This window comes from Peribacillus sp. TH16, from assembly GCF_016651095.1.
Classification (GTDB): Bacteria; Bacillota; Bacilli; order Bacillales; family DSM-1321; genus Peribacillus; species Peribacillus butanolivorans.
Genome location: NZ_JAEKEM010000009.1, coordinates 2,629,507 through 2,654,766 on the forward strand (window position 1 = coordinate 2,629,507; position 25,260 = coordinate 2,654,766).

A 25,260-nucleotide genomic window follows, 5' to 3' on the forward strand; every position below is an offset into this window, starting at 1 on the left:
CCAACAAAAAAAAAGATCCCCCAAGCCTGAGCCTGGGGGCCATCGAAGAGAGTCTTTCAACTCTCCTCACTTTAGGGTACTAGAAACTGATGTTTCTAATGAAAATCCGATATTCGGAACATTTTAGCATTTATTTTCAGTAGAATAAAACACGAAAATACACCTTATTTAAGCATTACAGCGTATTGGATGGTAATAAATTCTATTATACTGAGATTTTCAGACAAAAATATAACTATAGGAATATTTAAGTTTTCCCGACCCTATCTTTTATATACGGTCCTACTTATCCGTTAAATTCACGTTTTAGATGAAATGAAAAAGGGTAAAAACCCAGAAAAGGAGCGGCATCATGAAATCCAATAACAACAAACATCAATTCAAATTATTTGAAAAAAATACCTCAAAGCCAAGTGATAGAAAACGAATGAGTGACTTCATGAAAAAAGTGAAAATGAAAGCTCAAAAATCTCAATTAAACAGTAAAAACTCATGACACACAAATGCCATGAGTTTTTACTGTTTAAAATGCAATTTCATTTCCTAGATGGTTGTGCCTTACGCACTTTTTGATACCGATTACGTCCAAAAAATGTTGAATTTTCTTCATAGATGTTGCCTGATATTCATCTACTATAGAAAATTCTTTAATATAAGCGATTTTTTCCTGTATATCTGTATCTATATTATCTTGGTTGTATCCTTTTTCGTTTGATTTTTTGCATGTGTATACCACAGCTTCACCGATCTTTTTGGTTGCCTTATCAAAATAAAAAGAAAACACAATGGCACATTCTTCATCGTAAAAAGAGGGTTGAACTTTCATATTAATATCAATCATTAACCTTACACCTCTCTCCGTTTTGTTATTTATACTATAACAAAATTAATAAAAGGAAATAGGCGTTCCAAACTACGCTTACGTTTCTTCTACCCGTACCAATTGGACCTTTTATTCCCAATTCGTAGATAATTATAACTAAAGGAATATGCGCAAAAGAATAATCTCCAAAAGAACAAAAAAAAACATCTTCGAATGAAGATGCTAGAAAGAGCAAAATTAAAGTTCGATTCTTATTTATATAAGCCTGGAAGTTCTGCGTATAGGCCTGGTAATTCGTTTGGAACAATTACAAAAGCAGCGATGATAAGAAAAGATACGACTAATGCTTTAGTACTTTTTTTCATAGGTCAATCCTCCTTTTTTACAAAAAAATATTGGTTAAAATAGAAATTAATTCTATAGTTATATTTAACCACACTTCTTAAAATCATATATATCGACTAAAGAATCTATTTAAACCGTTAAGGACAGGTACATACAGCTTTTACCGATTTTTCATAACAAAATATAACTCTAGGCATATTTTAAGGAGAATCAAAATGGATTTTTTTGCAGTTGGACAAAAAATAAAAGAACTACGCAAACAAATCGGACTTTCACAGGAAGAGTTAGCATCCGGTATTTGTACACAAGCACAGATTAGCAAGATTGAAAAAGGTGATGTCTATCCCTACGCGTCCACTCTCTATCTAATTTCTCAACGCTTAGGAGTGGATGTGAATTATTTTTTTGATATTGGCATGACCCCTAGACTGGATTACGTAGAAGAAGTGATCCATCAACTAAAAATAGCCAGAAGAACCCGAAATTATGAGGAAATGCAACAAATTGTGAAGACTGAGGAAAACAGTCCACTATTTCTTCAGAACAAAAAGAATCATCAGCTGATTCTTTGGCACAAAGGCATCTATGAATACGAAAAAAATAAAGATCTAGATAAAGCTATTGAATTTATTAAACAAGCCATTGCTATTACTCATACTACGGATAAAATTTATTCGGAACGGGAGCTCGAAATTTTAAGTAGTCTCGGTGTGATGTACGTTGCCGAAGAACAATACGAAAATGCGTTTGCATTGCTTCAGAAGGCACTTGATCATTTGAAAGCCCTTCCTATCCTAACAGATAAGACGCTAAAGACACGTTTATCCTATAATTTTGGTAGAGTGTTAACACGATTAGTCCGATATGAAGAGTCTATTACATGCTGCCGCGATGCGATAAAATGGTGCTTGGAACATGATCAATTATATGCTTTAGCCGATTTACACTACCATTTAGGCTACAACCTTGAACTGGTAGGTAACTATAAAGAAGCAAAAGAATATCTAGAAAAGTCTGCTTTTCTCTTCACGTTACAAAAGAATCATACATTTGCTACGTTTATCAACAAAAGACTGGATAGTTGGAAGAATGAAATGAAAATAAACTAAAACTATATTAAAAGGCCATTCCCCACACGGGAATGGCTCTTCACATTTACGAATTCACAAAGCAAATACACAAGCTCTCATGTCCATATTCCAAAACCTGTATTCCTCCATTTCAAATTCCAAGCCAAAATGAAGTATAATAAAGAGATGCTTCAAAAAACCACTCGGGAAATGGGGTCTGACCCCTATCCGATTGCTCGAAAACCCTATACTTTCAAAGGTTTTCTGGTCTTTTTTACAGATGGGAAATAGGGTCTGACCCCCTCATTACGTATTCTTCGTAATTTTGTGGGGTTTGAAAGTAATGAAGGATTTGTGTGGGGTTGACGTGCATGTTTGGTTTCCCTATTTGGAAGGCTCTATAGCTGCTCCACTTATATTCAGCGGGGTTTTTGACGATATTGGCTTTTACAGGGTTTAAATGAATATAACGGCTTGTAGCAGTGAATTGTTCGATTGATTCGATTAAGACGGAATGATAACGGCCTTGGAAAAGGTGTCCATCGTGGTCATGACGCCTATTGAAGGAGATAGCATAGCGGGAGTTCAGCTTATGCATAATATCGCTGATGGGGTGCTGCATCGTTTCGAGGAGAAGATGAACATGATTGGTCATGAGGCAATAGCTATGAAGCTCGAAGAAATATTTTTCTTTCGTTTCCTCTAAATGATGCAGATAACGAAGTCGGTCCTTGTCGTCTAAAAAAATGTTACTGTGGCGATTGCCACGGCTTGTAATATGGTACATCGCACCAGGGTACCATATCCTCGGTTTTCGAGGCATAAAACATCATCCTTTCCTATTCCGGGAAATAGGGTCTGACCCCTATCCGGTGTTGTTAAAGTACTGATAGATCAATGATAATACAAAAATATAATTTCAGGAAATGGGGTCTGACCCCTAAAGGAGGAGAGTATGGAGCGGGAGTTGTTGTTTGTTGGGGAGCGACTGGCAGGATTTTTGGATGCCGGGAATTCGGATGATTCGGATGTGGTAAATCAAGGGCTTCAATTGTACCGTCAGGGGCTTGTTGATCTTAAAGAGGAAGCGGTGGATACAATTACTGCTGAGGTGCAGGATGTCACTCGCTATAAGGCAAGGTTGAATCTTCTCTTCCCTCAGGATGGAAGCTGTACATGTGATTCCAGGTTTATTTGCCGGCACCAAATGGCGGTTTTCTTTTCTGCGTATTCGGAATACGCTAGTGTTTCCGATTGGTTAAGCGAATGGAACGCACCAAAGAATACCACACCCGCCCAAGCTTTACAGCAAGTAAAGCGGGCAAGTGAATTACTTAAACAAGTAGAGGAGAAATCCATTATCTTAGATAAAAGCTATCCATCATGGAAGCAATTCGTGAACGTTACCTTCACGGAACAAGTAGAGCCTCATTTAGGCGCACCAACTTATGTGATTGAAAACCATATACAGACCTACTTTAAACGTCTCAGCTCCAAGGCCCCCATGGAACGGGAATGGAAGCTACTTTATCATTTTGTTACACAATTTTGCACAATGCAGCTGACACTGAGAATGATTCAGTTACATAAAAGTCAGACGCAAACGATCCGTGTCTTTTATGCACTGGCCGTCGATCTTGCAGAAGAGCTGCATGAAACGGTACAGCCGCTTAGTCGACAGGCACGCCCCTTCGCCTTTGATCCTTTCGTTTTCAGCATCAAAGAAGATGTAGCGAAGCTACTGAATGGCGGGGAAGGCCTAGAATATGAAAAGATTGATCTCTATCGGGAGATTTGGAGCTTTTTGTTCACCACGTCCTCATGGCGTAAAGAGGAACTCGAACGGGTCAAGAGAGAACTTCCAGAACAGTATTTAGGTACGACTGAGCGTACCTCCTATTCTCTAGCAGCGATTCACCTATCCCTGCTAGAGAATCAGGATCATCAGGCGATCGAACTTCTCCATGAATTGAAGAAGGAAGCCTGTCCGTATATCTTTTATTGGCTGACTCTCCTGTCTGAATCAGACAACCGTTCACGGGCCATTCCTTTCATTGAGTTCATCATCGCTCATGTACAGGAGTTTTTGGAGGATCTGTCTGATTATTATCAGCGGGTGGATTTCGTTCGGACCTTTACGACTTTGATTAGCAGCTGCTGCTATAAGTTAAAGCGGACCGATTTGCTTGAAAAATTTTACCGAGCTACCCTTCCACACAGCTATTGGAACTACGCAAATTTCCTTTTTGAACAAGGACAATACAAAAAATGGGTGGAGATGCATATTTACTCAGATATCAGCATTGATTTAATCAGCAGTGAATCCATTAAAGAAGTGGTCTCTAAGGAACCTGAACTAATCCTGCCCCTCTATTACCATGCGGTTCAGGAAAAAGTGTCCTTGAAAAACCGTCCTGCCTATAAGCAAGCTGTTCGCTATTTAAAAAAGATGCGCACTATCTATAAAAAGAGTAAAAAAGAAGACGTATTCGAACGCTATATTCTATATGTAGCCGATTCAACGAAACGGCTACGCGCTTTCCAAGAAGAACTAAAAAGGGGTAAGCTAATCGATGTTTAATCCAGGAAAATTAAAAATCAAAATAGCGGCTCTCGAAAACGGAACCTACGTCCTTGGTGTCGTCAATGAAGAGAATAGCTTTCTCAACACGAATTATATTCGCAGACTGTTATTTAATTGGGATGACGCCAGCTTTTACGGTACTAAAATGACGACCGATACGATAGAAGGAAATCCAGTTTTCATTCTTGACGCTTGGGGTCTGCTCAATTTTTTTGCGAAGGAAAGCTTTAACTCCTTCATTGAATGGGAATGGTCCGAGATTTCCTCCCTTTGCCTGTCTGCAGCACCTGTTCTTCATGAATCCATTGAAGCAGGGATTCCCGTACCGGATTTCACTAATTTACAGTTGGATTCAATCGGCTGGAAGCTGCCGGAAGAAGTAGAGGAGGAATTTGTTCCTTCCTTTTGGGAAGAAGAAATCTCCTTGGACCTTCCTACACATGAAATGGAAACCAATCGAACTTTTATCGAGAAGTGGTATAATGGTGCCGCGAATATGTATTTAAAAAACTACTCACCGATGCAGCATAAATGGAGCGAAGCTGTCGGAGCATTAAAGGATTCACGACTTTCTCCTGAAGAATTGCAGGCCTTTTTCGACAAAGACAGCTGGCAGGAGTGGCTCGGCGCCCAGCATGATCCTAAACCATTCACTATAGGCCTTCGGTTAACTGAGCCCCCGGATGGTGATGGACCTTGGATACTCGATGTCACCCTTCGTTCCAAAAGAGATGAGAATATCATCGAAACATATACAGGAAAAAAACTTCCACGTGGCTGGAATAAGTACGCAAGCGATGTGGTGCGTGCTACTAAACGCTGGCAACTCGTCGTGCCCTGGCTTGGAGAGAATGGGCGTCTAAAAAGAGAGCTTTCGGAAACCGACGCATGGGAGTTTTTGACCGATGCTAGCGAAAAATTACTGTTTCTTGGTGTTGAAATTCTTCTTCCATCCTGGTGGCTAGCCCTGAAAGAGTCCACTCTCAAGGTGAAAGCGAAAGTAAAAAGCCAATCGAATCGGGGCCCCTCTTACGTCGGCCTTAAAGCTTTAATGGACTTTGATTGGCGGTTCTCCCTGAATGGTAAAGAGCTCACTGAGGCGGAGTTCGAGGAGCTCGTCAATGAAAAACGCAGACTCGTTTATATTCGCGGCCAATGGGTTAAACTCGACCCAGCTTTCATTAAGCAAATTCAGGAACTGATGGAAACAGCCAATGAAAAAGGAATTCAATTGTCGGATTTGCTGCAGCAAGAATTATTGAACAGCACAGAAGAGGATGCCGATGATGATTCAGAAAACGACGAAATGCTCCGAATTCAATTTGAATTGAATCAGGAGCTTCGTAAAATGGTGGGAAGACTGCAGGAAACAAAACATATTTCCATCCTGCCCATTCCTAAGACACTTCAAGGCGATTTGCGTCCCTATCAAAAACTCGGCATGAGCTGGCTGCTTTTTTTAAGAGAGCATGGTTTTGGAGCTTGTCTTGCAGACGATATGGGGCTCGGGAAAACCGTTCAGATGATTGCCTACCTACTTCATGTGAAGGACACTGAAGGAGCCCTTAAGGAGCTCCCTATTGCCTCGAAGGACGAACAAAAGAGTGAACCGATCATTGTCGACGAAGAAAGTAACACGGAGAGCAGCGATGAGGTAGAAATAATAACCTCCATTCCAGAACTTGTTTCAGTTCAATCAGCCCTTATCGTCTGTCCGACATCCGTTCTTGGCAACTGGCAAAAAGAATTAGAAAAATTCGCGCCCACACTTAAGGTTCATCTTCATTACGGATCTAATCGAGCTAAAGGTGAAGCCTTTGCTAAAAAAGCAGCGGGCCATGATATCGTTTTAACTTCATATGGCCTGACCCACCAAGATGTGGCTGAACTGTCTTCCATCCATTGGAGCAGTGTCATCCTTGATGAAGCACAGAATATCAAGAATGCCCAAACGAAGCAATCCAAGGCGGTTCGCAAGCTTAATGGCAGTCATCATATCGCCTTAACGGGTACGCCAATGGAAAACCGTTTAAGCGAATTATGGGCAATCTTTGACTTTATTAACAAAGGCTATCTTGGAACGCTTGGTCAATTCCAGGAAAAATATGTGGCGACCATCGAACGTGAAGAACAGAAGGGTAAAATCAAGGAATTACAGCGCTTGATTCAACCATTCTTGCTCCGCCGGACAAAACGTGATAAAGAAGTCGCTCTGAATCTTCCGGATAAGCAAGAGCAAAAGGAATTCGTTCCGCTTACCACCGAGCAAGCATCACTGTATGAACAGCTAATCAAGGATACCTTTACTGATATCGAACAGCTGTCGGCCTTTGAACGAAAAGGCATCATACTGCAAATGCTTAATAAACTAAAGCAACTTTGCAATCACCCTGCTCTTTATTTAAAAGAGACGGAAAAAGAAAACATCCTGAAGGCACCTAACCGCTCTGGCAAACTTGAGAAACTGACTGAGCTTGTCGACGCTGTCCGCGAACAAGATGAAAGCTGCCTCATTTTCACTCAATATATTGGGATGGGCAACATGATGAAGGAATTGTTAGAAAAACGGTATGGCTTTGAAGTTCCCTTCCTGAATGGGAGTGCGAACAAAAAGCAACGTGATGATATGATTACTCGATTCCAAGATGGAGATTTTCCAATCTTCATTCTATCGTTAAAAGCAGGTGGCACAGGACTTAATTTAACAGAAGCAAACCACGTCATTCACTATGATCGCTGGTGGAATCCTGCTGTTGAAAATCAAGCTACAGACCGTGCCTATCGAATTGGACAACAGCGGTTCGTTCATGTTCATAAGTTAATATGCACAGGGACACTGGAAGAAAAAATCGACCAGATGCTTGATAAAAAGCAAGCACTAAACGACGAAATTATCAGTAGTGACAACTGGATCACTGAACTTTCCACAGAGGAAATAAAGGACTTAGTTGCACTTCAATAATGTACTCACACTCAAAAAAAACTCTCACGATACGAAGATGAATGAGGGCAGGGTGTTAGCTTATTAAGACATAAAAAAAGGGAGAATACATATTCGAGATGTATTCTCCTTTTTTATTCAAAAAGCGCCGATTAATACTGCAATTTTTAACTCTTAAAAACCTTTCATAGCTAGCAAACTAGTCTATAACTTTCTCCGATCCAGTTTATTTAAAGGAATCCTTGCTTTGACCCTGTTCATTCATCAAAGAACCTTTCTTCTAATAGCGTAAGGAATGATTGCAACACGGGAGATACCCATCTGGATCTATGATAGATGACATGACTCTTTATAAATCCTGGTACTTCGATTGGCTTGGACGCTAATTGGTTTTTTTAGAATTCTCTTTCACAACACGAAGGCACTAGTGGAGAAGAATATCATTTAAAAAGAAAGGGTTTGAGTTATCACCAGAAATGGAAAGGGAGATAATGAAAACAGATCAAAACTATCCTGTAAGGCTAATACATGAATTTGCACAGTTTTAACTGCAAATAAGAAAGGGAAAATTGCATTTCCTCCTTAAATATAGATTATCCAACTGGGTAATCTACTTCTTTTCCAGATTAGTTAAGTTCGAATTCAGATGCCATTTATCTGTCTCAAAACATCGATTTCACCATATAGAGAGCCGTAATCCAGATGATGATTGCAGAGGTTTTATTTAATATTCCAAGGAATTTGCCAGATGTATCAACCTTTTTTAGCAATCGTCCCGCAAGACATAATCCATGGAACCAGCACCATGATACCACGATGCATGTTGCCGTGAAAATCATTTTATCCGTTCCTGAATAAACAAGTGAACTCGAACCGATTACACCTATCGTATCTAAGATTGCATGTGGATTCAGTAGTGATACGGATAAAGCAAATACAATTTGCTTTTTGGTGGACATCTGCATAGTTTGAGCATCTGACCGTGAGTTCGCTTTGGCAAACCAAATCTGAAAACCCATATACAATAAAAATATAACTCCGATTATGATTAATGTAAGACGCAACCAATCATATTGCATGACAATCAACGAAACACCTAAAATAGCTAACAGAATGAGTACTGTATCACAAATGGCAGCTGTGATCGTTGCAGGCAATGCCTTTTTTAAGGTAGATTGGGTTGCTCCTTGATTAAAAATAAATATATTTTGCACTCCTAATGGCAGTATCAGCCCTAATGCCAATAACAATCCATGAAAAAATGGTTCCATACGAATACCTCCCTCCATTCATATTCAGTATAATGAAAAAAACAAAGGGATTGACCATCCATTTGGTTGGTTTTCAATCCAACCAATTTATAATGAATATAGAACATGAAAGGAGTGGTTTTCGTATGTTTATCGAATGGAGACCAAACCGGCCGTCCAACCAATCTCTTCACCAACAAATAGTAGATTGGATGAAACAACAAATTACACGAGGGGAATGGCCAGTTGCTACCAAGCTTCCATCACAACGCTCATTGGCCGATTCTTTTGGCGTAAACCGAAGTACCATCATTACAGCTATAGATGAGTTGATTGCAGACGGACTATTAGAAACTAAGGTTGGGTCTGGCACATTTGTTTCGAATAACACATGGAACGTGCTCGTCTCCAGCAAACAGCCCGACTGGAAAAACTATGTCCGGAATGGCCTTCATGAACCTAATTTAAAAACGATTCAGGACATTAATCAGTATGAAACAGACACTGCCATCATCAGATTAGGCACGGGGGAACTTTCTCCATCTCTATTGCCTACAAAAAAAATCGAAAAGACGTTGCAATCCACTTCTTTTGATGCCCACTCATTAGGTTATTCTGAACCCAAGGGTGATAAAAGGCTTCGCCAATGTATAAGTGTTTATTTAGAAACAAAAGGGGTCAACGCAAGCCCCAGCTCCCTCATGATCGTTTCTGGTGGGCTTCAAGCCCTACAATTGATTTCAGTTGGTTTACTTCAAAAGGGATCAATGGTGTTACATGAATCCCCTTCCTATTTAAATTCTGTTCATCCTTTTCAATCTGCGGGCATGCACTTAGTAGGCTTATCAAAACAAGGCCGAGAAAGTATTCCCACACAAATAAAGCGCATCAATGGAAGGAAGAAAGCGTCACTGTTTTATACTGTTCCAACGTTTAACAATCCAACCAATACTACATGGACAAAAGAGGAAAGACTAAACCTCTTATCCATATGTAAAAAAGAGCAGATTCCGATTATTGAAGATGACGTATATAGTGACTTGTGGTTTGAAAAGGAACCGCCGCTACCTATAAAATCCCTTGATACAGATGGCCTTGTATTGCACATTGGCAGTATGTCCAAAACATTAAGCCCCGGATTGCGCATCGGATGGATTGCTGGTCCAATAACTGTGATTGAACGTTTAGCAGATATTAAAATGCAAATGGATTACGGGTCCAGTGCTCTTTCCCAACACCTTGTGGCAGAATGGTTAGCAAGTGATCAATATTCAAAGCATTTAGAGTGGCTAAGGCATGAGTTGATAGTACGTAGAGATTTTACATTAACTCTTCTCAATCAATATTTTAAGGAACTGGCTGAATGGCAAATACCTCAAGGCGGATTTTATATATGGTTAAAATTATGTAAACCAATTGTGAATCCAAACCTTTTCAAGCAAGCGATAAAGGAGAACATACTCCTTAATCCGGGGTACATATATGAACCAAATAACAATACACATCTACGGCTTTCATATTCTTACGCCTCGGAGGAACAATTAGCTTATGGTATTCAAACCCTCTCAAAGATCATTCGGCGGTTGATTTAAATTCTTGAAGGATTCAGAAAGCCGACTCATCATGTTGAGACATAAATGGGAGCTGCCTGCAGCCCCATTCTTATTGACTGAACAATCAACAGGCAGTGGTAAGGAATCTTATCGAATTACTTTTCAAAAGTCACTAACCTTTCACTGCTTACTAAGAACGCTAAAGAAGAGGATATCATGGAGTAGTGGCTTTCCTTTTTGCGGCCCACTCTTTCGGCCTGACTATGAAAAAAGAATGGTAATTTCCATGATTGATCATTATATGCTCTAGAATTGTAGTAAGCGCCTCTCCCTTATTCAGCTGATAATCCTCTGAAATTTCCTCAATGGTGATTTTTTCTTGATGAGGGTCATATTTGATTGATGTTTTAGCAATACCCTTTTCAAATAGCGAAAGGGTAACCTCCTGACAAAGCGGATAATCTTGATAGGCTAAATCTGTGCGGGGTACTTTTTCAAATGGAGAATTAACATGTTGAAGTGCATCAAAGAAACTCGGTTTTGTAATTGATAACTGGTCACTTGCTCTTTTTTCAAATTTAATGGTAATTCCGCGACTATATACCTTTTTGTTCAAACCCCTTTTATAATTCATAGATACCCTCCTATTTAGATTGGTTCTTTATACCTAATTCCTTTATCTTCTATTATATTCCTGCCAGAACCCGAAAATAATTTTTTTATCTCATAGATTTCGATATTAGCATGGTGAAAATACCATAAAGCTACTGAAAGCTTGTCGAAGAAATATGTGAAGATTTATTATGAATTACGAACAAAAATACATGTTCTACATATTTGCAAAACATATATTTCTAAAATGGCAGTTGGAAGAAAAGCTGCTCAAACTTCACCTTTTGAAAATTCCACAGAAATTTTTATCATAGGTCTGAAATACGAAAAAACAGCCCCCTTGGATAAGAGGGCTGCCTTACGTTTATTTTTTGGCTTTTTGAATGTTAAATACTTTCTTCGATTCATTTCCGGCAAGATCGGTTACCTTAAATTCAAACTTATTGTTGCCTGGTTTAAGCGGTAGTTCCAAATCCTCTATCTTCTTCTTATAGGAACGCATTTTGTATGGTTCCTTGAATTCGTTATAGAATACTTCGCTTCCGTTCAAATAAAGGCGGATCTCATCGAAATTATCCTCTACTGTCACGTCCACTTTTGGATTTGACCCTTTGACTCCCACAGTTGCTGGCACACCTTTAACCTTTAAACCTGGTTTTGTTGTATCAACCATAATCGTCCGCTTAAAGGAAACCGTGTTATCCCATTTGTCTGTTGCTTTAACAGTAAAGCTTTGGACGCCATCCCCAAATTTCTTTTCAATAGAGAATTCATACTTATTCTTCGTTTTGTTATACGTTACAGGGACCTTTTTATTGTCGATTGTAAATTCCTTTATTTCCGACGCTTCTTCAATTTCACCTGTTATTTTGATTTTATTTTTATTGTTCACGCTTAAGGCTTCAGGACTTTTGATCTTAACAGCTGGTGCATTATTATCGATTGGAGCTGAATCAGTGGCCAATTCGGTTTCAGCTGCTTTTTCATTACCAGCGAAGTCTATTGCCACGACCTGTACCTTTTCCCCTCTTACATCAGGTAGAGTGAATTTTTTCGTATTCGCTGCAAGGGGCTCTTTAAGGATAGATTCACCATCGATTTGTACATCGTAATAGGCAAGTCCTGAACCATTTAAATTATCCTTACCTTGGATGGTTAACACCTTACCTATTTTCGAAATCTTAACTGTCGGCTCTAAGGTATCTACTTTGATAGGCATTTTATACGTCTGCCATTTTGCACCCTCGTAATCTATCATCGCTTTGATTTCAAAATAATAGACTCCATCTTTAGCGAGTGCATTATTAATTTTACCATCCCATTTACGGGCAGGATCAAGAGAGTAATAGGACCCTTTTCCGCCATCATAATAGTCCTTACGCACATTATTCTCTGTTCGAAGTTTCCGAACTGATTTGTTTGCACCATTCAATATATTGAATTCTACCTTTTTCGCATTCCTTAAGAATGATAGGATTGGCACGAAGTCATCCTGTGCTCCATCACCATTCGGGGAAATCGCAATATATTTACTATTAAATGTTTTTCCTGCAGGGTCGTACCCAAGATATGTGAAATCTTTATCTGCTGTCGAAACTCCTCCTGCCATGCCATAGAACGACTCTTTATCATACTTAGTTCCATCTAGGATCGGGGCCTTGTCCCATTCTCCTTTAAAACCTACATACGGAACATGGAGTTCTGGTTTAGTGTCAGTTGGATCCTTCAGTGTCACGAACCCTTCAACAAAATATCCATTTGGGAAGACCTTGTCAATGTCTACAAGAGTCTGAAGATCATCGCCAAGTACTTTTGCATTGGATATGTCCACTTTCACTTCAAATGTAACCGATTTTTTTGCAGGTACGGTAATCTTGTTTGTATTTTTATTATTGATTTTAATCGAAGCGTTCTGAATTTCCTGTGCCTCTAATTGGTTAGCGGAATAACCCAGTTGACCCTGGATAGCATAGTCTGTTTGGATATTTCCTTTTACATCATATTTGACTGCTTTGTTACTGAAGTTTTCAACCTTCAAAGTAAAGGCGAACTTATTGCCGATTTCCTTCATAGCAACCTTCGCTTCTTTCGTAAATGCCTCCGTCACGACAGCTGGTGTGGACAAAGCAGATTGTAGCTGCATGACTCCTGCTCCTTGCCTCCGAGGCGAGTAAGGATTTTTCCAACCAAGAGCATTATTGACGACACCTTGATCCGTTAATGGCTTTGAAGTATTCATCATCAGGTTCTTAGCCAAATTCGCCCGCGCAAATCCATTTAGTTTAAATTCTTTATCCACTCTTTCAAGAACCAGTGCAGAACCCCCGGATACATGCGGTGCCGCCATCGAGGTACCACTCATCATGCCATATTCATCATTGTTCAACGTAGAGTAAATTTGTCCACCTGGAGCTGTGATTTCTGGTTTGAAATCCAGATTCGGTGCGACACCCCATGAACTGAATGAGCTCATTTTCCCTGCTTCGGGATTTACAGCTTTTGTTTTATCACCATTAAAGGTAACCTTCACCTTTTCCCCTTCAGTTATGGCTGTTTTCAACTTTATTCCATCCGATTTCAACATAAACAACTGCGGAATCGTTATGCTTGGATCTGTAGCCATAGAAATATACCCATCAGCATTGTTAAAAATAATGACTCCTGCCGCTCCTGCTGCCTGAGCATTTTGGGCTTTTTCAATAAAAGAAAGCGTCCCGCGCTCAATAAGGGCAAACTTGCCTTTCACATCCACTTTCGAAAGCTCCCCTGGCGTCCCAAGACCTGCAACAACCAAGTCATATGTTTTATCCTTTAGAGCATTGGGATGTACGCTTGAAGCCGACATGAACGGTGCTTTCCCTTCCTGCCCTTTAATATCATAAGTAGCCGCATCTAAATCCATGAAGTTATTCTCGACGGATGCTACTTGTACCGAATCATGTGCAAGTCCAGGTGAACCTGAAACGCCGATATCCGGGTTTGAGGCCGTTGGGTTTGCAAACCCATTACCAAAATGAGCCGAGTTCCCTGCTGAAATCGACATGAGTATCCCATTATTCACAGCTCTCGAAACCGCCTGCTGCTCAGGATCTTCAGCTGATACAAAACCTGCAGTAGATCCTAGGCTCATGTTCAGCACATCTGCCCCAAGAATAATTGCATCATCAATTGCCTTAATATAAATATCGCCCCATGTTGTCTGCATAGCAGGATCATTCCCGAATACCTTTAAAGCAAGCAACTGGGCTTCAGGAGCGACCCCTTTAATGCCGCCATTCTCTTCATCCCCATTGGCTCCTGCGGTTCCGGCTACATGCATTCCATGCATCGAAGCCTCTTCACCAAGATCAAGGATTTCTTCATTTTCGTCCATGTAATTGTATCCATAAGGTACCTTCGCAGTATAATAGTTACCTAATAGATGGCTAGAATCCTTTATTCCACTAATTTCACTTTCAGTCAGTTCTGCTTTATTTTCATCGCTTAGAACCATATCACGGTGAGATGGGTCGATTCCAGTATCTATAATACCGACGACCATTCCTTCCCCTTTATAACCATACTCCCGCCAAGCTTCCTGAGCCTGGACAAGTTCTTTACTATAAATCATCTCCGGCTTTTCAACAGGACGTTCATATTCATTCGCTATATGTACTTCAGCAACTTCAGGCATGGCTTCGACTTTTTTAATTTCGCCATATTGAAGCTCTGCACTGAAACCATTTACCACTGTCGTAAAGCTTTCTAGTTCCTTGAATGCTATTTTTTTCTCTTTCACTTTATTTTTCACTTTTTTCTGGTTGGCCAACTTTTCGGACTTTAATTGTTGCCTCTTATTTTTAGATAGCTCTTTAAAAAGTTTCCCTTCCTTCGAAGCTATTTCTATTGCCGGTGCCTCCTTCATCTCTACGATGACCCTGACCTTCTCGTTACTTTTGTATTTCTTTTCCGTTTCGTTTTTCTTTAACTTTAAAATACTTTCCTGATTCTTCTTTCCAACGCTCGAACCGTTCGAAGGATCAGGGAGCTTGGCTGCGGAAACGGTTGCCGTAAATACTAATAGAAAGATTGCTAGAATGGACAAGCTACGTTTAATCAATGAACTTTTCCTCCTCTAAAATAATCAATTTTTGGAATTTTCTTACTAAGTATAAAAGTATCACAACCTTTGGGGTGATTTTAAGAGATAATAGTCACTATTTTCCTATTTCTAACTAGGATTTTGTTATTATTTTTCATATTTTAATAGATTTGTAAGAGAAACAAAAAAGATGGTGATTGTAAAAGAATCACCATCTTTTAACATTTAGTTTTTCATTCTCGGATCCAATGCATCTCGCAGTCCATCACCCATTAGGTTAAAGCCGAGGACAGTTAGCATAATCGCAAGACCAGGAAACAGCACCGTCCATGGTGCCTGAATGATAAATGACCTCGAATCGGCAAGCATTTTTCCCCACTCTGGTGCCGGCGGTTGTGCACCGAGACCAAGGAACCCGAGTGCTGCACACTCAATAATGGCAGTGGCAATCGCCAAAGTACCTTGAACAATAATCGGTGCAAGGCTGTTCGGGAGTACGTGATGAAGTAGAATCCGGCCATCCCCCATTCCTATTGCCTTGGCAGCTGTTACATATTCCTCTTCTTTCACTGTTAAAACCCTCGAACGTAAAAGCCTGCCGAATATCGGAACATTGACGATGGCAATGGCAATAAGTGCATTGCGAAGTGAAGGCCCCAATACGGCTACTACGGCAATGGCAAGCAATATACTTGGAAACGCTAGAATAATGTCAAAAACTCTCGATATGATTGTATCTATCCACTTTCCGTAATACCCGGCGATAATTCCTAGAAAAGACCCGACTACGACAGACCCGGCCACAGATAAAAAACCAATTCCTATTGATATGCGCGAGCCATAGATAACCCTACTCAAAATATCACGGCCGAATTCATCCGTTCCAAACCAATGTTCTGAAGATGGAGACAGATGTTTATCACTAAGCTTCTGCCCCTCAAATGAATAAGGTGCAATAATCGGTGCGAAAATAGCGATTAAGACAAAAAATAAAACAATGCCAAGACCGACAAGGGCTATCTTGTTTTTCTTAAAGCTTTTCCACCCTTCCTTCCAGGGAGAGATGACTTTTTCCTCAGTCTCTTGGGGATGAAGGATTGGCGATGTATTCGTTGCTATTTCAGGCATGAGTTTCCCTCCCTATTTATACTTAATCCTAGGATCAATCGCTGCATACAACAAATCCACAACTAGGTTAATCATGACAAACAAAAAGGCGATGATGAGGATTCCGGACTGAATGACCGGATAATCCCGGGAAAGAATTGCATCATAAATGTATGTACCGATACCTGGCCAACCAAATATATTTTCCGTTAAAATAGCCCCTCCTAAAAGCAACCCTGTCTGTAGGCCGATAACCGTAACCACTGGAATTAAAGCATTCTTCAAGGAGTGCTTATAAACAACCCAAAACATTCTCATTCCCTTGGCACGAGCCGTACGAATGAAATCCGATCTCATTACCTCTAGCATGGACGAGCGTGTCATCCTTGCAATAATCGCCATCGGAATGGTAGCAAGCGCGAGTCCCGGTAAAATTAAATGCTTAACCACTTCGCTAAATTGGTCAACTCTTCCAGAAATGAGGGTGTCTAATAAATACAGACCCGTTATTGCCTCAACAGGATCTCTGATATTGTCACGTCCTGTCGTAGGAAGTAAATCCCATTGAATCGAAATGATATATTGTTCCATTAGACCAAGCCAGAATATCGGCATAGACAAACCAATCAACGCAATGACCATTGCTGCATAATCAAACCATGAGTTTTGGAACCATGCCGAAATAATACCGGCATTTACACCAATGACTACAGCTATAAGCATGGCAATCAAGGCTAACTCAATCGTCGCCATTAGATAAGGCCCAATTTCTTCAGATACCGGACTCTTTGTTTTTAAGGAAACACCAAGATCGCCTGTGAACAGACCTAATAGATAATCCCAAAATTGAATAAACCAAGGTTTATCCAAACCGAGTTCCTTTGTCATTGCTGCAACTGCCTCTTTTGTTGCTTGCTGTCCTAAAATTACTTGTGCAGGATTTCCTGGAATCGCACGAATCATCATAAATACAATAAACGCCATTCCAAGTAATACTGGAATGAGGGATCCTAAACGCCGTACGGTATAGGAAAACAAAACAATCACCCGCCTTTTTACAATAGGGTCCTTTACATTCACCCTCGATTATTTTGAAATGCATTCCATAACAAAACCGGGCAGCATGCATAAATCCATACTCCCCGATTCGTACGGTTAATTCTCTATAGACACGTTAACTAGAGATTGAGAACCGGTTGGATGCGGAACAAATCCTTTTATTGTCTTAGTTCCAGCAAGTTGTGGTAAAGAGTGTACAAGTGGAACCCATGGCGCTTCTTCATGAATGATTTCCTGCGCTTTTCCATATAACTCATTACGTTTAGCTTCTTCTGCAGTAGATTGAGCTTCAATCAATAGTTCATGAACCTCTTTGTTTGCATAGCGAGCATAGTTATTTGATCCGATATTATCTTTATCCAATAAGGTGTAAAGGAAGTTATCTGCATCTCCATTATCGCCTGTCCAGCCTAGCATGAAGGATTCAGCTTCTCCTGCCTGCACTTTCTCTAAATATGCAGCCCATTCATACGAAACGATATTTGCTTCGATACCTACTTGTTTTAAGCTTGCTTGAATGGCTTCAGCTACTTTTTGACCATCCGGCATATATGGACGTGGTACCGGCATTGCCCAAAGATCCATTTTGAACCCATCTTCAAGTCCAGCCTTTTTAAGTAATTCCTTCGCTTTTTCTACATCGTAGTCATAGTCTTCAATGTTGTCATTGTATCCAGAAACAGATGGCGGCATTGGATTCTTAGCAGGCTCAGCTGTGCCTTCGTAAAAGTTATCAATGATTTCTTTTTTGTTAATTAGGTGTGAGATGGCTTGGCGTACTTCCTTTTTGTCGAATGGTGCTTTTTCAACATTGAATGCAAAGTAGCCGACATTCATGGATGGCCTTTCGAATATTTGTAGTTTGTCATCCCCTGTTACTTTGCTAATATCACTTGGGTTTAACCCGTCCATTAGATCAACTTCACCTTTGATTACAGCATTTAATCGAGCAGAGTTATCTTTAATGACTTTAAACGTGATTCCATCAAGCTTTGGCAGTCCATCTTGCCAATAGTCATCATTTTTCACCACTTCAATCGTATCGCCTGGTTTCCATGATTTAAATTTGAATGGACCTGTTCCAGAAGGATTCTTACCGAAATTGTCTGCATCTTTTTCAAATCCAGTTGGACTTGCTATTGCAAATGTAGGCATAGCAATATTTTTCAAGAATGGTGCCTGCGGACGATTTAAAGTGAATTCCACTGTATTATCATCAATAGCTTTTACCTCTTTGATAACATGGCCTTCATCACCTTCAAAGCCGCCAAACATAGAGGCATAGTATGCAAATTTAGCTTCATCCTTACTTTGTGCCCAGCGCTGAAAGTTTTTAACAACTGCTTCCGCATTGAAATCCGAGCCATCATGGAACTTAATGCCGGTTTTCAATTTGAATGTATATGTCTTTGCGTCATCGGAAACATCCCATGATTCTGCAAGACCTGGCTTTATTTCCGTATTATCTTCTCCGTATTTTACAAGGGTTTCAAAAACCTGCTGTGTGACGATAAATGATTCACCATCCGTTACTATAGCGGGATCAAGTGAAACTGCATCGCCGCCTTTACCATAAATTAATACGCCTCCTTTTGCTTCACTTGATCCCCCTTTCTCTTCATCTTTCTCTTTTGTTGTAGATGAGGAACATCCTGCAAGTGCAAGTGAAAGCGCCAGGATAGTAGTTAAAAATAAAGCCCATGTCTTCTTCATATTCTTCCCCCTTTATTTTTTTAAGAATTTATGTGTACGTCGTGTCAATTGTATAAATGACAAGCAACGTAGTGACCGGGTTTATGCTCATGCAAGACGGGTTTTACTGATTTGCACTCCGCCATGGCCTGCGGGCATCTCGTATGGAAGGGACATCCGCTTGGCGGGTTAGATGGGCTTGGAACATCGCCCTGCAGGATTACTCTATCTCCCTTATATTCCACATCTGGAATCGGCACAGCAGATAATAAAGCCTGCGTATATGGATGAAGGGGGTCTTCGTAGAGTTCTTCACTTCCCGTCAATTCAACGATATGACCAAGATACATGACACCGACGCGGTCAGAGATATGCCTTACTACGCCAAGATCGTGGGCAATGAATAAGTAAGTCAGATCAAAATCCTTCTGCAAATCTTGCAAAAGATTCAACACCTGAGCTTGAATCGACACATCCAGTGCAGATACGGGCTCATCAGCGATAATCAGCTTAGGGTTAACTGCAAGTGCCCTAGCAATGCCAATACGTTGTCGCTGACCACCACTGAATTGATGCGGGTACCTTTTGGCATGGTAACTGCTTAAACCAACAACCTTTAGGAGCTCCTGCACCCGGTGTCGGCGTTCCTTTTTATCTTTTAAACCATGAACGATAAGGGGCTCTTCCAATATCTTTTCAACAGTATGCCTGGGATTAAGGGACGCGAATGGGTCCTGAAAAACCATTTGCATTTCTCGACGCATCTTTCTCATTTCGCGGGAAGTTAAAGTCGTTAGGTCTTTTCCCTCAAAATAAACATTCCCTTCACTTGGCTCAAGCAATCGAAGCAGTAACCTACCTGTTGTTGACTTTCCGCAACCGCTTTCACCAACAAGACCTAAGGTTTCTCCTTTATAAATGGAGAATGACAAACCATCAACGGCCTTTACCTCCCCCACCGTCTTCCCGAGAATACCTCCTTTGATTGGAAAATGCTTCTTCAAGTTTTCTACCTTAACTAATGGTTGAGTCATGCAATGCTGCTCCTTTCCCATCTTCATACATCCAGCAGCGTACTTGCTGGCCATTATCGAATTCCAGAAGTGACGGGGTCTCACTTAGACATTTCTCCATAGCATGAGAGCAACGAGGGGCAAACTGGCAGCCCAGGTTGCTTGTTCCTGGCCTTGGAACATTACCTGGAATCGAGTAAAGCCGCTCTTTTTTTAGACGCATATCGGGAATCGATTGTAGTAAACCTACCGTATATGGATGTTTCGGATTTCGAAAAATCGTTTGCACTTGTCCTTCCTCTATTACCTTGCCGGCATACATTACAATGACACGCTCACACATTTGCGCCACAACGCCAAGGTCGTGAGTAATCATCATGATTGCTGTATCTGTCTCTTTATTTAAGTTCTTCATTAACTCTAAAATTTGTGCTTGAATCGTCACATCCAAAGCGGTTGTCGGTTCATCTGCTATGAGAAGTTTCGGCTCACAGATCATTGCCATTGCAATCATGACCCTCTGTCTCATCCCACCTGAAAGCTGATGGGGATATTCATTGATAAGTTCCTCAGCACGTCCAAGTCCAACCAGCTTTAACATTTCCACGGCTCTTTGACGGGCCTGCTTTTTATTCCATTTTCTATGTATCCGAAGAGTCTCCACCAATTGCTCTCCAATTGTAAAAACTGGATTCAAGCTTGTCATTGGTTCCTGAAAAATCATGGCAATTTCATTTCCACGAATCTTTCGCATTTTCGCTTCAGAGGCATTGGCGATGTTAACCCCTTTAAAAAGAATCTCTCCTTCTACCTTACCAGCCGGAGAGGGAACTAGTCCCATGATGGACAAAGAAGTTACACTTTTCCCGCAGCCTGATTCCCCAACAATCCCCAGCACCTCACCTGGATTGATGTGAAAATCAATGGAATTTACGACTGGAATTTCCCCATCGTCTGTGCGAAAACTCGTTCGTAGTCCGTTCACTTCAATAATTGGTCCTTTCATTACATCACTTCCTATATATAACTATTTTACCAATTTAATATTATTTGATTAATTATTGCATCTAAATTGAAAATTTACAATATATTTTCTTAAAATTCTAATTTTTTAGAATAATAATTTTATTTTACATTTACCACTATGTTATACATATTTATTACATAAAAAAATGACTGCGATTTTGCAGTCATTCAAAAGGAGGGAATCAAGTACCTTGATTCAATTTAGGGGGTACTCGGAGATACTTACGGGGGAAAAGCCAAATCGGCTTTGGGGAAATAAGAGGAGTAAACGAGTCTTATATGAAATAATACTTTACGAAATTGTTTTATGTTGATGAAAAAGATGCCTGGTTCAAGAACAGAAATTTCTCGTTAGACTATAAACCAATATGCTCAAAATCCTTTGGCTTAACATCATTTTGTTTAGATCCTATGAATTGAACCTTCTCTGCGACAACTTCGGTGACATATACTTTTTTACCTTCTTGGTTTTCGTATCTCCTCGTTTGAATTCTGCCGGTAATGCCAATTAAGGACCCTTTTTTGCAATACTGAGCGGTGTTTTCAGCTGTCTTTTTCCATATGATACACTGTACAAAGTCCGCCTCATAATCTCCTACTGTATTACGAAAGTTACGGTTAACCGCTAACGTAATATTGGAAACTGCCTTGCCATCCGGTGTGTATCTTAATTCGGGGTCCTTCGTCAGTCTCCCTACAAGGGTAATTTGGTTGATCATCTTTTCACTCCTTTCTCTTTAATATGCTTTTATCATAATGAATCTTTCATCAAATGGAAAATCGAGAAAATAATCTGTATCCACCTATTTTCTTCATAAAAACCTGGTTTGTATTTACCTAAAATTCAATTTTTGCAATGGAAAGTAAGTAAAAAACAAAAAGAGTACAAATTTAAATTTTTTGCAAATTTTTATTGTATCGTTCATAATTTAGACAATTGTTGGGTTTTCATTTCATTTAGGTACGGTTTTTTAGTATGATATAATTACCTTTAAAAGGATTAACAGGTTTAAACTTTCACGAAACCAATCATATATCGGAAATCTAGGTTTAAGAGGGGTATTTTCCACCCTTCTTCATACAGGCAAGAAACGGAGGAATTAGATGAAATCGTTTAAATTAATTTCGTTGCAAATTGTTACTGAGGAATTACACTTAATTGATATTGTATTAACAGACGGTCTTATAATTAATAAAGAAAATGATGCTAGAACCTGGTTACTCGAAGCCTTTGTAGAAGAAAGCCACTTCAGAGAGCTTGAATCCTCACTTCCCAATATAGACGGAGAGGTGTTTATCCAAGCCGTTATTACAAAAAAGGACAATGAACCAGCTTTATTTAGCACTGTCCTACGTACCATAAGAAAAGTTGGCAACCATTATAGCCTATTATTTGTTGGACACATCCAAAAAACACGCAGCAAATATGCAGAACTTCTTCTTGAAGATTTGGTCCAAAAAGGTCTAGTCGGCGATGAATTAATAAATGAATTCAAGCAAAAAATCCGCTCTAAGCCTAAACTAGCCACGAATAAATAAGGTACCCTTCCCTTTATTCCTATTTCCCCTCAAACCAAATACACACAAAAAAAGACTGACCTAGACGAAAAAGGATAATAATCCTCTTCTTAACTAGGTCAGTCTTTTTAATCAATTTCTAATTACTTTACTTGTTATCGTCATCGACGTCGTTATCTTTGGTATTATCGTCGTTTTCAATCATTCCATCATCATCTTTATCCAGATCATTTGCATCGTTATCATTATCATTCACATTGTTATCATCATTCACATTGTTATCATCATTCACATTGTTATCATCAACGCCATTGTTATCATCATTAATTATGTTATTATCTTCTGGAGCGGGATTGTTATCATTATTATTTGTTCCACACCCAGCAAGGAACATCACAGATAATAAAGATCCCGCAATTAGTGCAAAAATTCTTTTCATCATCATTTTTGGCAACCTCCCTTCTATCTTTTAATCATTACTTATTTTGCCCGAATGTGAAAATAACTTGCGTCCTATTTTAAAATAGCAAAGAAGATCCGCTGAACTCATATTTATAACGAATGATTCGCATTAAAAAATGCCGGACATATATGTCCGACATTCAAAGGGAGAATAAAAAGAAATTGTAATTAAAGAATTCAAAGCATTTGCTTCTTATATATACACCTATAAAGACTTTTTAAAACCATTTTTATAAAAAAAGTTATATTAATCCAACTTTATCTTGAACAAGTATATTTTTATTTGTCTCCGAAGGCAAACATAATCTCTGTTTCACATGCAACCTCGCCATCTACCGTTGCCACCGCTTTCCCTTTACCCAATGATCCCCTCATACGCACTATTTCAACTTCAAGGCGTAGTTGGTCACCTGGTTTTACCTGCTTTTTAAATCGACAATTATCAATTCCAGCAAAAAACGCAAGCCGTCCTTTATATTCATCTTGTTTCAAAACTGCTACAGCGCCAACTTGTGCTAATGCCTCTACAATTAATACTCCAGGCATAACAGGATAATCAGGGAAATGCCCATTAAAGAATTCTTCATTAGCTGTAACATTTTTCAGTCCTACAGCTCTTTTTCCTTCTTCTATTTCAATAATCCGATCAACTAATAAAAATGGATAACGATGCGGAATGATTTCCTTTATTTGCGTAATATCTAACATATTTGTTCCTCCTATGACTTTAATTTTTTCACACATAACGAAAACCCGCCTCTACCCTAAAGGCAGAGGCGTAGTTGCCATAAATATTTCTATAACAACGGCAACTACATCGAAAAATATGGAACTATGCGTCTTTGTTTACAATATCAATAATATGGGTCCACGTTGATTTTTGAAAAACATCCGTTGCGTGTCCTCCACCGATCACACTGTAACCTAAAAGCGCCCCAGATAATACAGCAAAGAAAATTAATCCCATAACAATGAGTAAACGAAGCCAAATTGGCAAAAGACGGACCCTGATTCTACGGTTCTGTTTCGCTTCAACTTCCATTACCTCTTCATTAAGTTGTTGTCTCACTACACTTTTTTGCTCCATATAAGATGTAAAAGCTCCTTTTTCTAAGAAAACTCGCCGACTGATTTTCTCTCTTCTCATACTATCGGCAGCCATGTCGAAATGAAAAGCGCCAACAAATACCTTTGTTAAAGTATTAATTATAACTGATTTGTTATAAACTCGCAGCGAGGTATTCTTTATTCTGTATTCCTATTACTCAACGGATACCATTGATTAATCCGCTCATTTGATCAGCCATCGTTACGGCACGAGATTGAAACTGATAATGACGCTGAACATTGATTAAATCCGTCATTTCTTTAGAAAGATCGACATTCGAGGACTCTAGGACGCCTTGACGGACAGCTATTTCACTACGTGAATCTCCTGTTAGCGCTGTCATTATATCATCTTCCGTAACGCCCAGGCCTCTCATGTTATCGGGAAGACCAAGTAAATTACCACCTAATTGGTCAAGGAATTGTGGTTTTTTTACCGAGACAACGCCGAGCCTAAAACTCTTCTCGCCAAATTCCTCCGTATCAACCGTCAATAAGCCTTTTTCCGAAACTGTGATTTCTTTAATACTCCCCTCAATAAGGATCGGCTCCCCATATTCATCAAGGACTCGATGCCCAGCAGAGGTAACTAGCAGCATTTGTTCTGGATTTTTCGCACTAGGGGATAAATAAAAAGCACCATCCCGTGTTAACCTTGTATTGACCCCTTTGTCATCCTGAACGCTTACCGTAAAGAATAGATCTTCCTTTGTGAATGCCACATCAAGATTACGGTCTGTCGTCTTTAAAGCCCCCTGTGCAAGCACCAATTGAGATTGACTTATCTTAGCACCTGTTCCCTGTCGAATACCAGGTGTTGTCAACCTTCCAATTTCCTTGGACTTACTCGGCTGATTATCAAAACTTTGCGTTAACAAGTCATTAAAACTCGTTTGGGTCTTTTTGTAAGCAGTCGTATCCACATTGGCAATATTATTGCTGATTTGATCAATTTTACTTTGAAGTTGGTTTAGCGTATTCGTCGCTGTTATCATAGTTCGATTCATAGACATTCCC

General features: G+C 39.7%; 20 protein-coding genes. 5 read left to right on the forward strand and 15 right to left on the reverse strand.

What is annotated here, in order from left to right:
• Window positions 1-523 precede the first annotated feature (523 nt).
• Complete coding sequence (locus tag JFV29_RS26720) at window positions 524-841, reverse strand: hypothetical protein (protein ID WP_053348526.1); 318 nt, start codon at window positions 839-841, stop codon at window positions 524-526.
• Between the two features lie 542 nt (window positions 842-1,383).
• Between JFV29_RS26720 and JFV29_RS26725 the strand changes: the two genes are divergently transcribed.
• Entirely contained in the window at window positions 1,384-2,277 is an 894-nt protein-coding gene (locus JFV29_RS26725) for a helix-turn-helix domain-containing protein (protein ID WP_053348525.1), read from the forward strand.
• A 235-nt stretch (window positions 2,278-2,512) separates the two neighbouring features.
• Here the strand turns inward: JFV29_RS26725 and JFV29_RS26730 are convergent, their stop codons facing one another.
• Window positions 2,513-3,061 (reverse strand): REP-associated tyrosine transposase, encoded by a 549-nt coding sequence (locus tag JFV29_RS26730; protein ID WP_201187436.1) that lies wholly within the window; start codon window positions 3,059-3,061, stop codon window positions 2,513-2,515.
• A gap of 132 nt (window positions 3,062-3,193) precedes the next feature.
• Between JFV29_RS26730 and JFV29_RS26735 the strand changes: the two genes are divergently transcribed.
• Window positions 3,194-4,819, forward strand: coding sequence for a hypothetical protein (locus tag JFV29_RS26735; RefSeq protein ID WP_056524292.1), 1,626 nt, complete (start codon window positions 3,194-3,196; stop codon window positions 4,817-4,819).
• Window positions 4,812-7,784 (forward strand): DEAD/DEAH box helicase, encoded by a 2,973-nt coding sequence (locus JFV29_RS30800; protein ID WP_242486954.1) that lies wholly within the window; start codon window positions 4,812-4,814, stop codon window positions 7,782-7,784. Before JFV29_RS26735 ends, JFV29_RS30800 begins: the two co-directional genes overlap by 8 nt.
• A 641-nt stretch (window positions 7,785-8,425) precedes the next feature.
• On the opposite strand, the gene JFV29_RS26745 is transcribed toward JFV29_RS30800, so the two are convergent.
• Complete coding sequence (locus JFV29_RS26745; RefSeq protein WP_201187437.1) at window positions 8,426-9,034, reverse strand: LysE/ArgO family amino acid transporter; 609 nt, start codon at window positions 9,032-9,034, stop codon at window positions 8,426-8,428.
• A gap of 32 nt (window positions 9,035-9,066) precedes the next feature.
• Between JFV29_RS26745 and JFV29_RS26750 the strand changes: the two genes are divergently transcribed.
• The gene (locus tag JFV29_RS26750) at window positions 9,067-10,605 is read left to right on the forward strand and encodes an aminotransferase-like domain-containing protein (RefSeq protein ID WP_309558298.1); all 1,539 of its coding nucleotides are present in this window, start codon (window positions 9,067-9,069) and stop codon (window positions 10,603-10,605) included.
• A 175-nt stretch (window positions 10,606-10,780) separates the two neighbouring features.
• Here the strand turns inward: JFV29_RS26750 and JFV29_RS26755 are convergent, their stop codons facing one another.
• The 8 genes from JFV29_RS26755 to ssb form a co-directional block, all read right to left on the reverse strand.
• The gene (locus JFV29_RS26755; RefSeq protein WP_057216029.1) at window positions 10,781-11,200 is read right to left on the reverse strand and encodes a hypothetical protein; all 420 of its coding nucleotides are present in this window, start codon (window positions 11,198-11,200) and stop codon (window positions 10,781-10,783) included.
• Window positions 11,201-11,542: 342 nt separating this feature from the next.
• The gene (locus JFV29_RS31295) at window positions 11,543-15,277 is read right to left on the reverse strand and encodes a S8 family serine peptidase (protein ID WP_274607085.1); all 3,735 of its coding nucleotides are present in this window, start codon (window positions 15,275-15,277) and stop codon (window positions 11,543-11,545) included.
• Between the two features lie 207 nt (window positions 15,278-15,484).
• Window positions 15,485-16,387: an ABC transporter permease gene (locus tag JFV29_RS26765; protein ID WP_201187439.1), complete on the reverse strand. Its 903-nt coding sequence runs from the start codon at window positions 16,385-16,387 to the stop codon at window positions 15,485-15,487.
• 12 nt (window positions 16,388-16,399) lie between these two features.
• The gene (locus tag JFV29_RS26770; RefSeq protein WP_201188136.1) at window positions 16,400-17,404 is read right to left on the reverse strand and encodes an ABC transporter permease; all 1,005 of its coding nucleotides are present in this window, start codon (window positions 17,402-17,404) and stop codon (window positions 16,400-16,402) included.
• A gap of 117 nt (window positions 17,405-17,521) precedes the next feature.
• The gene (locus JFV29_RS26775) at window positions 17,522-19,138 is read right to left on the reverse strand and encodes an ABC transporter substrate-binding protein (RefSeq protein WP_201187440.1); all 1,617 of its coding nucleotides are present in this window, start codon (window positions 19,136-19,138) and stop codon (window positions 17,522-17,524) included.
• A gap of 44 nt (window positions 19,139-19,182) precedes the next feature.
• A complete protein-coding gene (locus JFV29_RS26780; protein ID WP_201187441.1) occupies window positions 19,183-20,151 on the reverse strand; it encodes an ABC transporter ATP-binding protein in 969 nt (322 codons plus the stop codon).
• Window positions 20,132-21,136 (reverse strand): ABC transporter ATP-binding protein, encoded by a 1,005-nt coding sequence (locus JFV29_RS26785; RefSeq protein ID WP_201187442.1) that lies wholly within the window; start codon window positions 21,134-21,136, stop codon window positions 20,132-20,134. The genes JFV29_RS26780 and JFV29_RS26785 overlap by 20 nt, the downstream gene beginning before the upstream one ends.
• A 376-nt stretch (window positions 21,137-21,512) precedes the next feature.
• Window positions 21,513-21,875 (reverse strand): single-stranded DNA-binding protein, encoded by a 363-nt coding sequence (gene ssb, locus JFV29_RS26790; RefSeq protein ID WP_201187443.1) that lies wholly within the window; start codon window positions 21,873-21,875, stop codon window positions 21,513-21,515.
• A 385-nt stretch (window positions 21,876-22,260) separates the two neighbouring features.
• Here ssb and JFV29_RS26795 point away from each other — a divergent pair, with 385 nt between their 5' ends.
• Window positions 22,261-22,695 carry a YwpF family protein gene (locus JFV29_RS26795; protein ID WP_201187445.1) on the forward strand — a complete coding sequence of 145 codons (435 nt, stop codon included), beginning with the start codon at window positions 22,261-22,263 and terminating at the stop codon, window positions 22,693-22,695.
• A gap of 127 nt (window positions 22,696-22,822) precedes the next feature.
• Here JFV29_RS26795 and JFV29_RS26800 read toward each other — a convergent pair whose 3' ends face one another.
• The 4 genes from JFV29_RS26800 to JFV29_RS26815 form a co-directional block, all read right to left on the reverse strand.
• Window positions 22,823-23,119, reverse strand: a complete 297-nt coding sequence (locus tag JFV29_RS26800; RefSeq protein ID WP_201187447.1) for a hypothetical protein — start codon at window positions 23,117-23,119, stop codon at window positions 22,823-22,825.
• Window positions 23,120-23,415: 296 nt separating this feature from the next.
• Window positions 23,416-23,844: a 3-hydroxyacyl-ACP dehydratase FabZ gene (fabZ, locus tag JFV29_RS26805; protein WP_056524251.1), complete on the reverse strand. Its 429-nt coding sequence runs from the start codon at window positions 23,842-23,844 to the stop codon at window positions 23,416-23,418.
• Between the two features lie 124 nt (window positions 23,845-23,968).
• Window positions 23,969-24,298, reverse strand: a complete 330-nt coding sequence (locus JFV29_RS26810; protein ID WP_242486080.1) for a DNA-directed RNA polymerase subunit beta — start codon at window positions 24,296-24,298, stop codon at window positions 23,969-23,971.
• A 103-nt stretch (window positions 24,299-24,401) separates the two neighbouring features.
• On the reverse strand, window positions 24,402-25,250 hold the full coding sequence (locus JFV29_RS26815; protein WP_201187448.1) for a flagellar hook-basal body protein: 849 nt from the start codon (window positions 25,248-25,250) through the stop codon (window positions 24,402-24,404).
• Window positions 25,251-25,260 lie beyond the last annotated feature (10 nt).

Bases quoted from the DNA above. Each gene is read 5' to 3' on its own strand.
- JFV29_RS26720 (WP_053348526.1), bottom strand. From the start codon at position 841: ATGATTGATATTAATATGAAAGTTCAACCCTCTTTTTACGATGAAGAA.
- JFV29_RS26725 (WP_053348525.1), top strand. From the start codon at position 1,384: ATGGATTTTTTTGCAGTTGGACAAAAAATAAAAGAACTACGCAAACAA.
- JFV29_RS26730 (WP_201187436.1), bottom strand. From the start codon at position 3,061: ATGCCTCGAAAACCGAGGATATGGTACCCTGGTGCGATGTACCATATT.
- JFV29_RS26735 (WP_056524292.1), top strand. From the start codon at position 3,194: ATGGAGCGGGAGTTGTTGTTTGTTGGGGAGCGACTGGCAGGATTTTTG.
- JFV29_RS30800 (WP_242486954.1), top strand. From the start codon at position 4,812: ATGTTTAATCCAGGAAAATTAAAAATCAAAATAGCGGCTCTCGAAAAC.
- JFV29_RS26745 (WP_201187437.1), bottom strand. From the start codon at position 9,034: ATGGAACCATTTTTTCATGGATTGTTATTGGCATTAGGGCTGATACTG.
- JFV29_RS26750 (WP_309558298.1), top strand. From the start codon at position 9,067: ATGAAAAAAACAAAGGGATTGACCATCCATTTGGTTGGTTTTCAATCC.
- JFV29_RS26755 (WP_057216029.1), bottom strand. From the start codon at position 11,200: ATGAATTATAAAAGGGGTTTGAACAAAAAGGTATATAGTCGCGGAATT.
- JFV29_RS26765 (WP_201187439.1), bottom strand. From the start codon at position 16,387: ATGCCTGAAATAGCAACGAATACATCGCCAATCCTTCATCCCCAAGAG.
- JFV29_RS26775 (WP_201187440.1), bottom strand. From the start codon at position 19,138: ATGAAGAAGACATGGGCTTTATTTTTAACTACTATCCTGGCGCTTTCA.
- JFV29_RS26780 (WP_201187441.1), bottom strand. From the start codon at position 20,151: ATGACTCAACCATTAGTTAAGGTAGAAAACTTGAAGAAGCATTTTCCA.
- JFV29_RS26785 (WP_201187442.1), bottom strand. From the start codon at position 21,136: ATGAAAGGACCAATTATTGAAGTGAACGGACTACGAACGAGTTTTCGC.
- ssb (WP_201187443.1), bottom strand. From the start codon at position 21,875: ATGATCAACCAAATTACCCTTGTAGGGAGACTGACGAAGGACCCCGAA.
- JFV29_RS26795 (WP_201187445.1), top strand. From the start codon at position 22,261: ATGAAATCGTTTAAATTAATTTCGTTGCAAATTGTTACTGAGGAATTA.
- JFV29_RS26800 (WP_201187447.1), bottom strand. From the start codon at position 23,119: ATGATGATGAAAAGAATTTTTGCACTAATTGCGGGATCTTTATTATCT.
- fabZ (WP_056524251.1), bottom strand. From the start codon at position 23,844: ATGTTAGATATTACGCAAATAAAGGAAATCATTCCGCATCGTTATCCA.
- JFV29_RS26810 (WP_242486080.1), bottom strand. From the start codon at position 24,298: ATGGCTGCCGATAGTATGAGAAGAGAGAAAATCAGTCGGCGAGTTTTC.
- JFV29_RS26815 (WP_201187448.1), bottom strand. From the start codon at position 25,250: ATGAATCGAACTATGATAACAGCGACGAATACGCTAAACCAACTTCAA.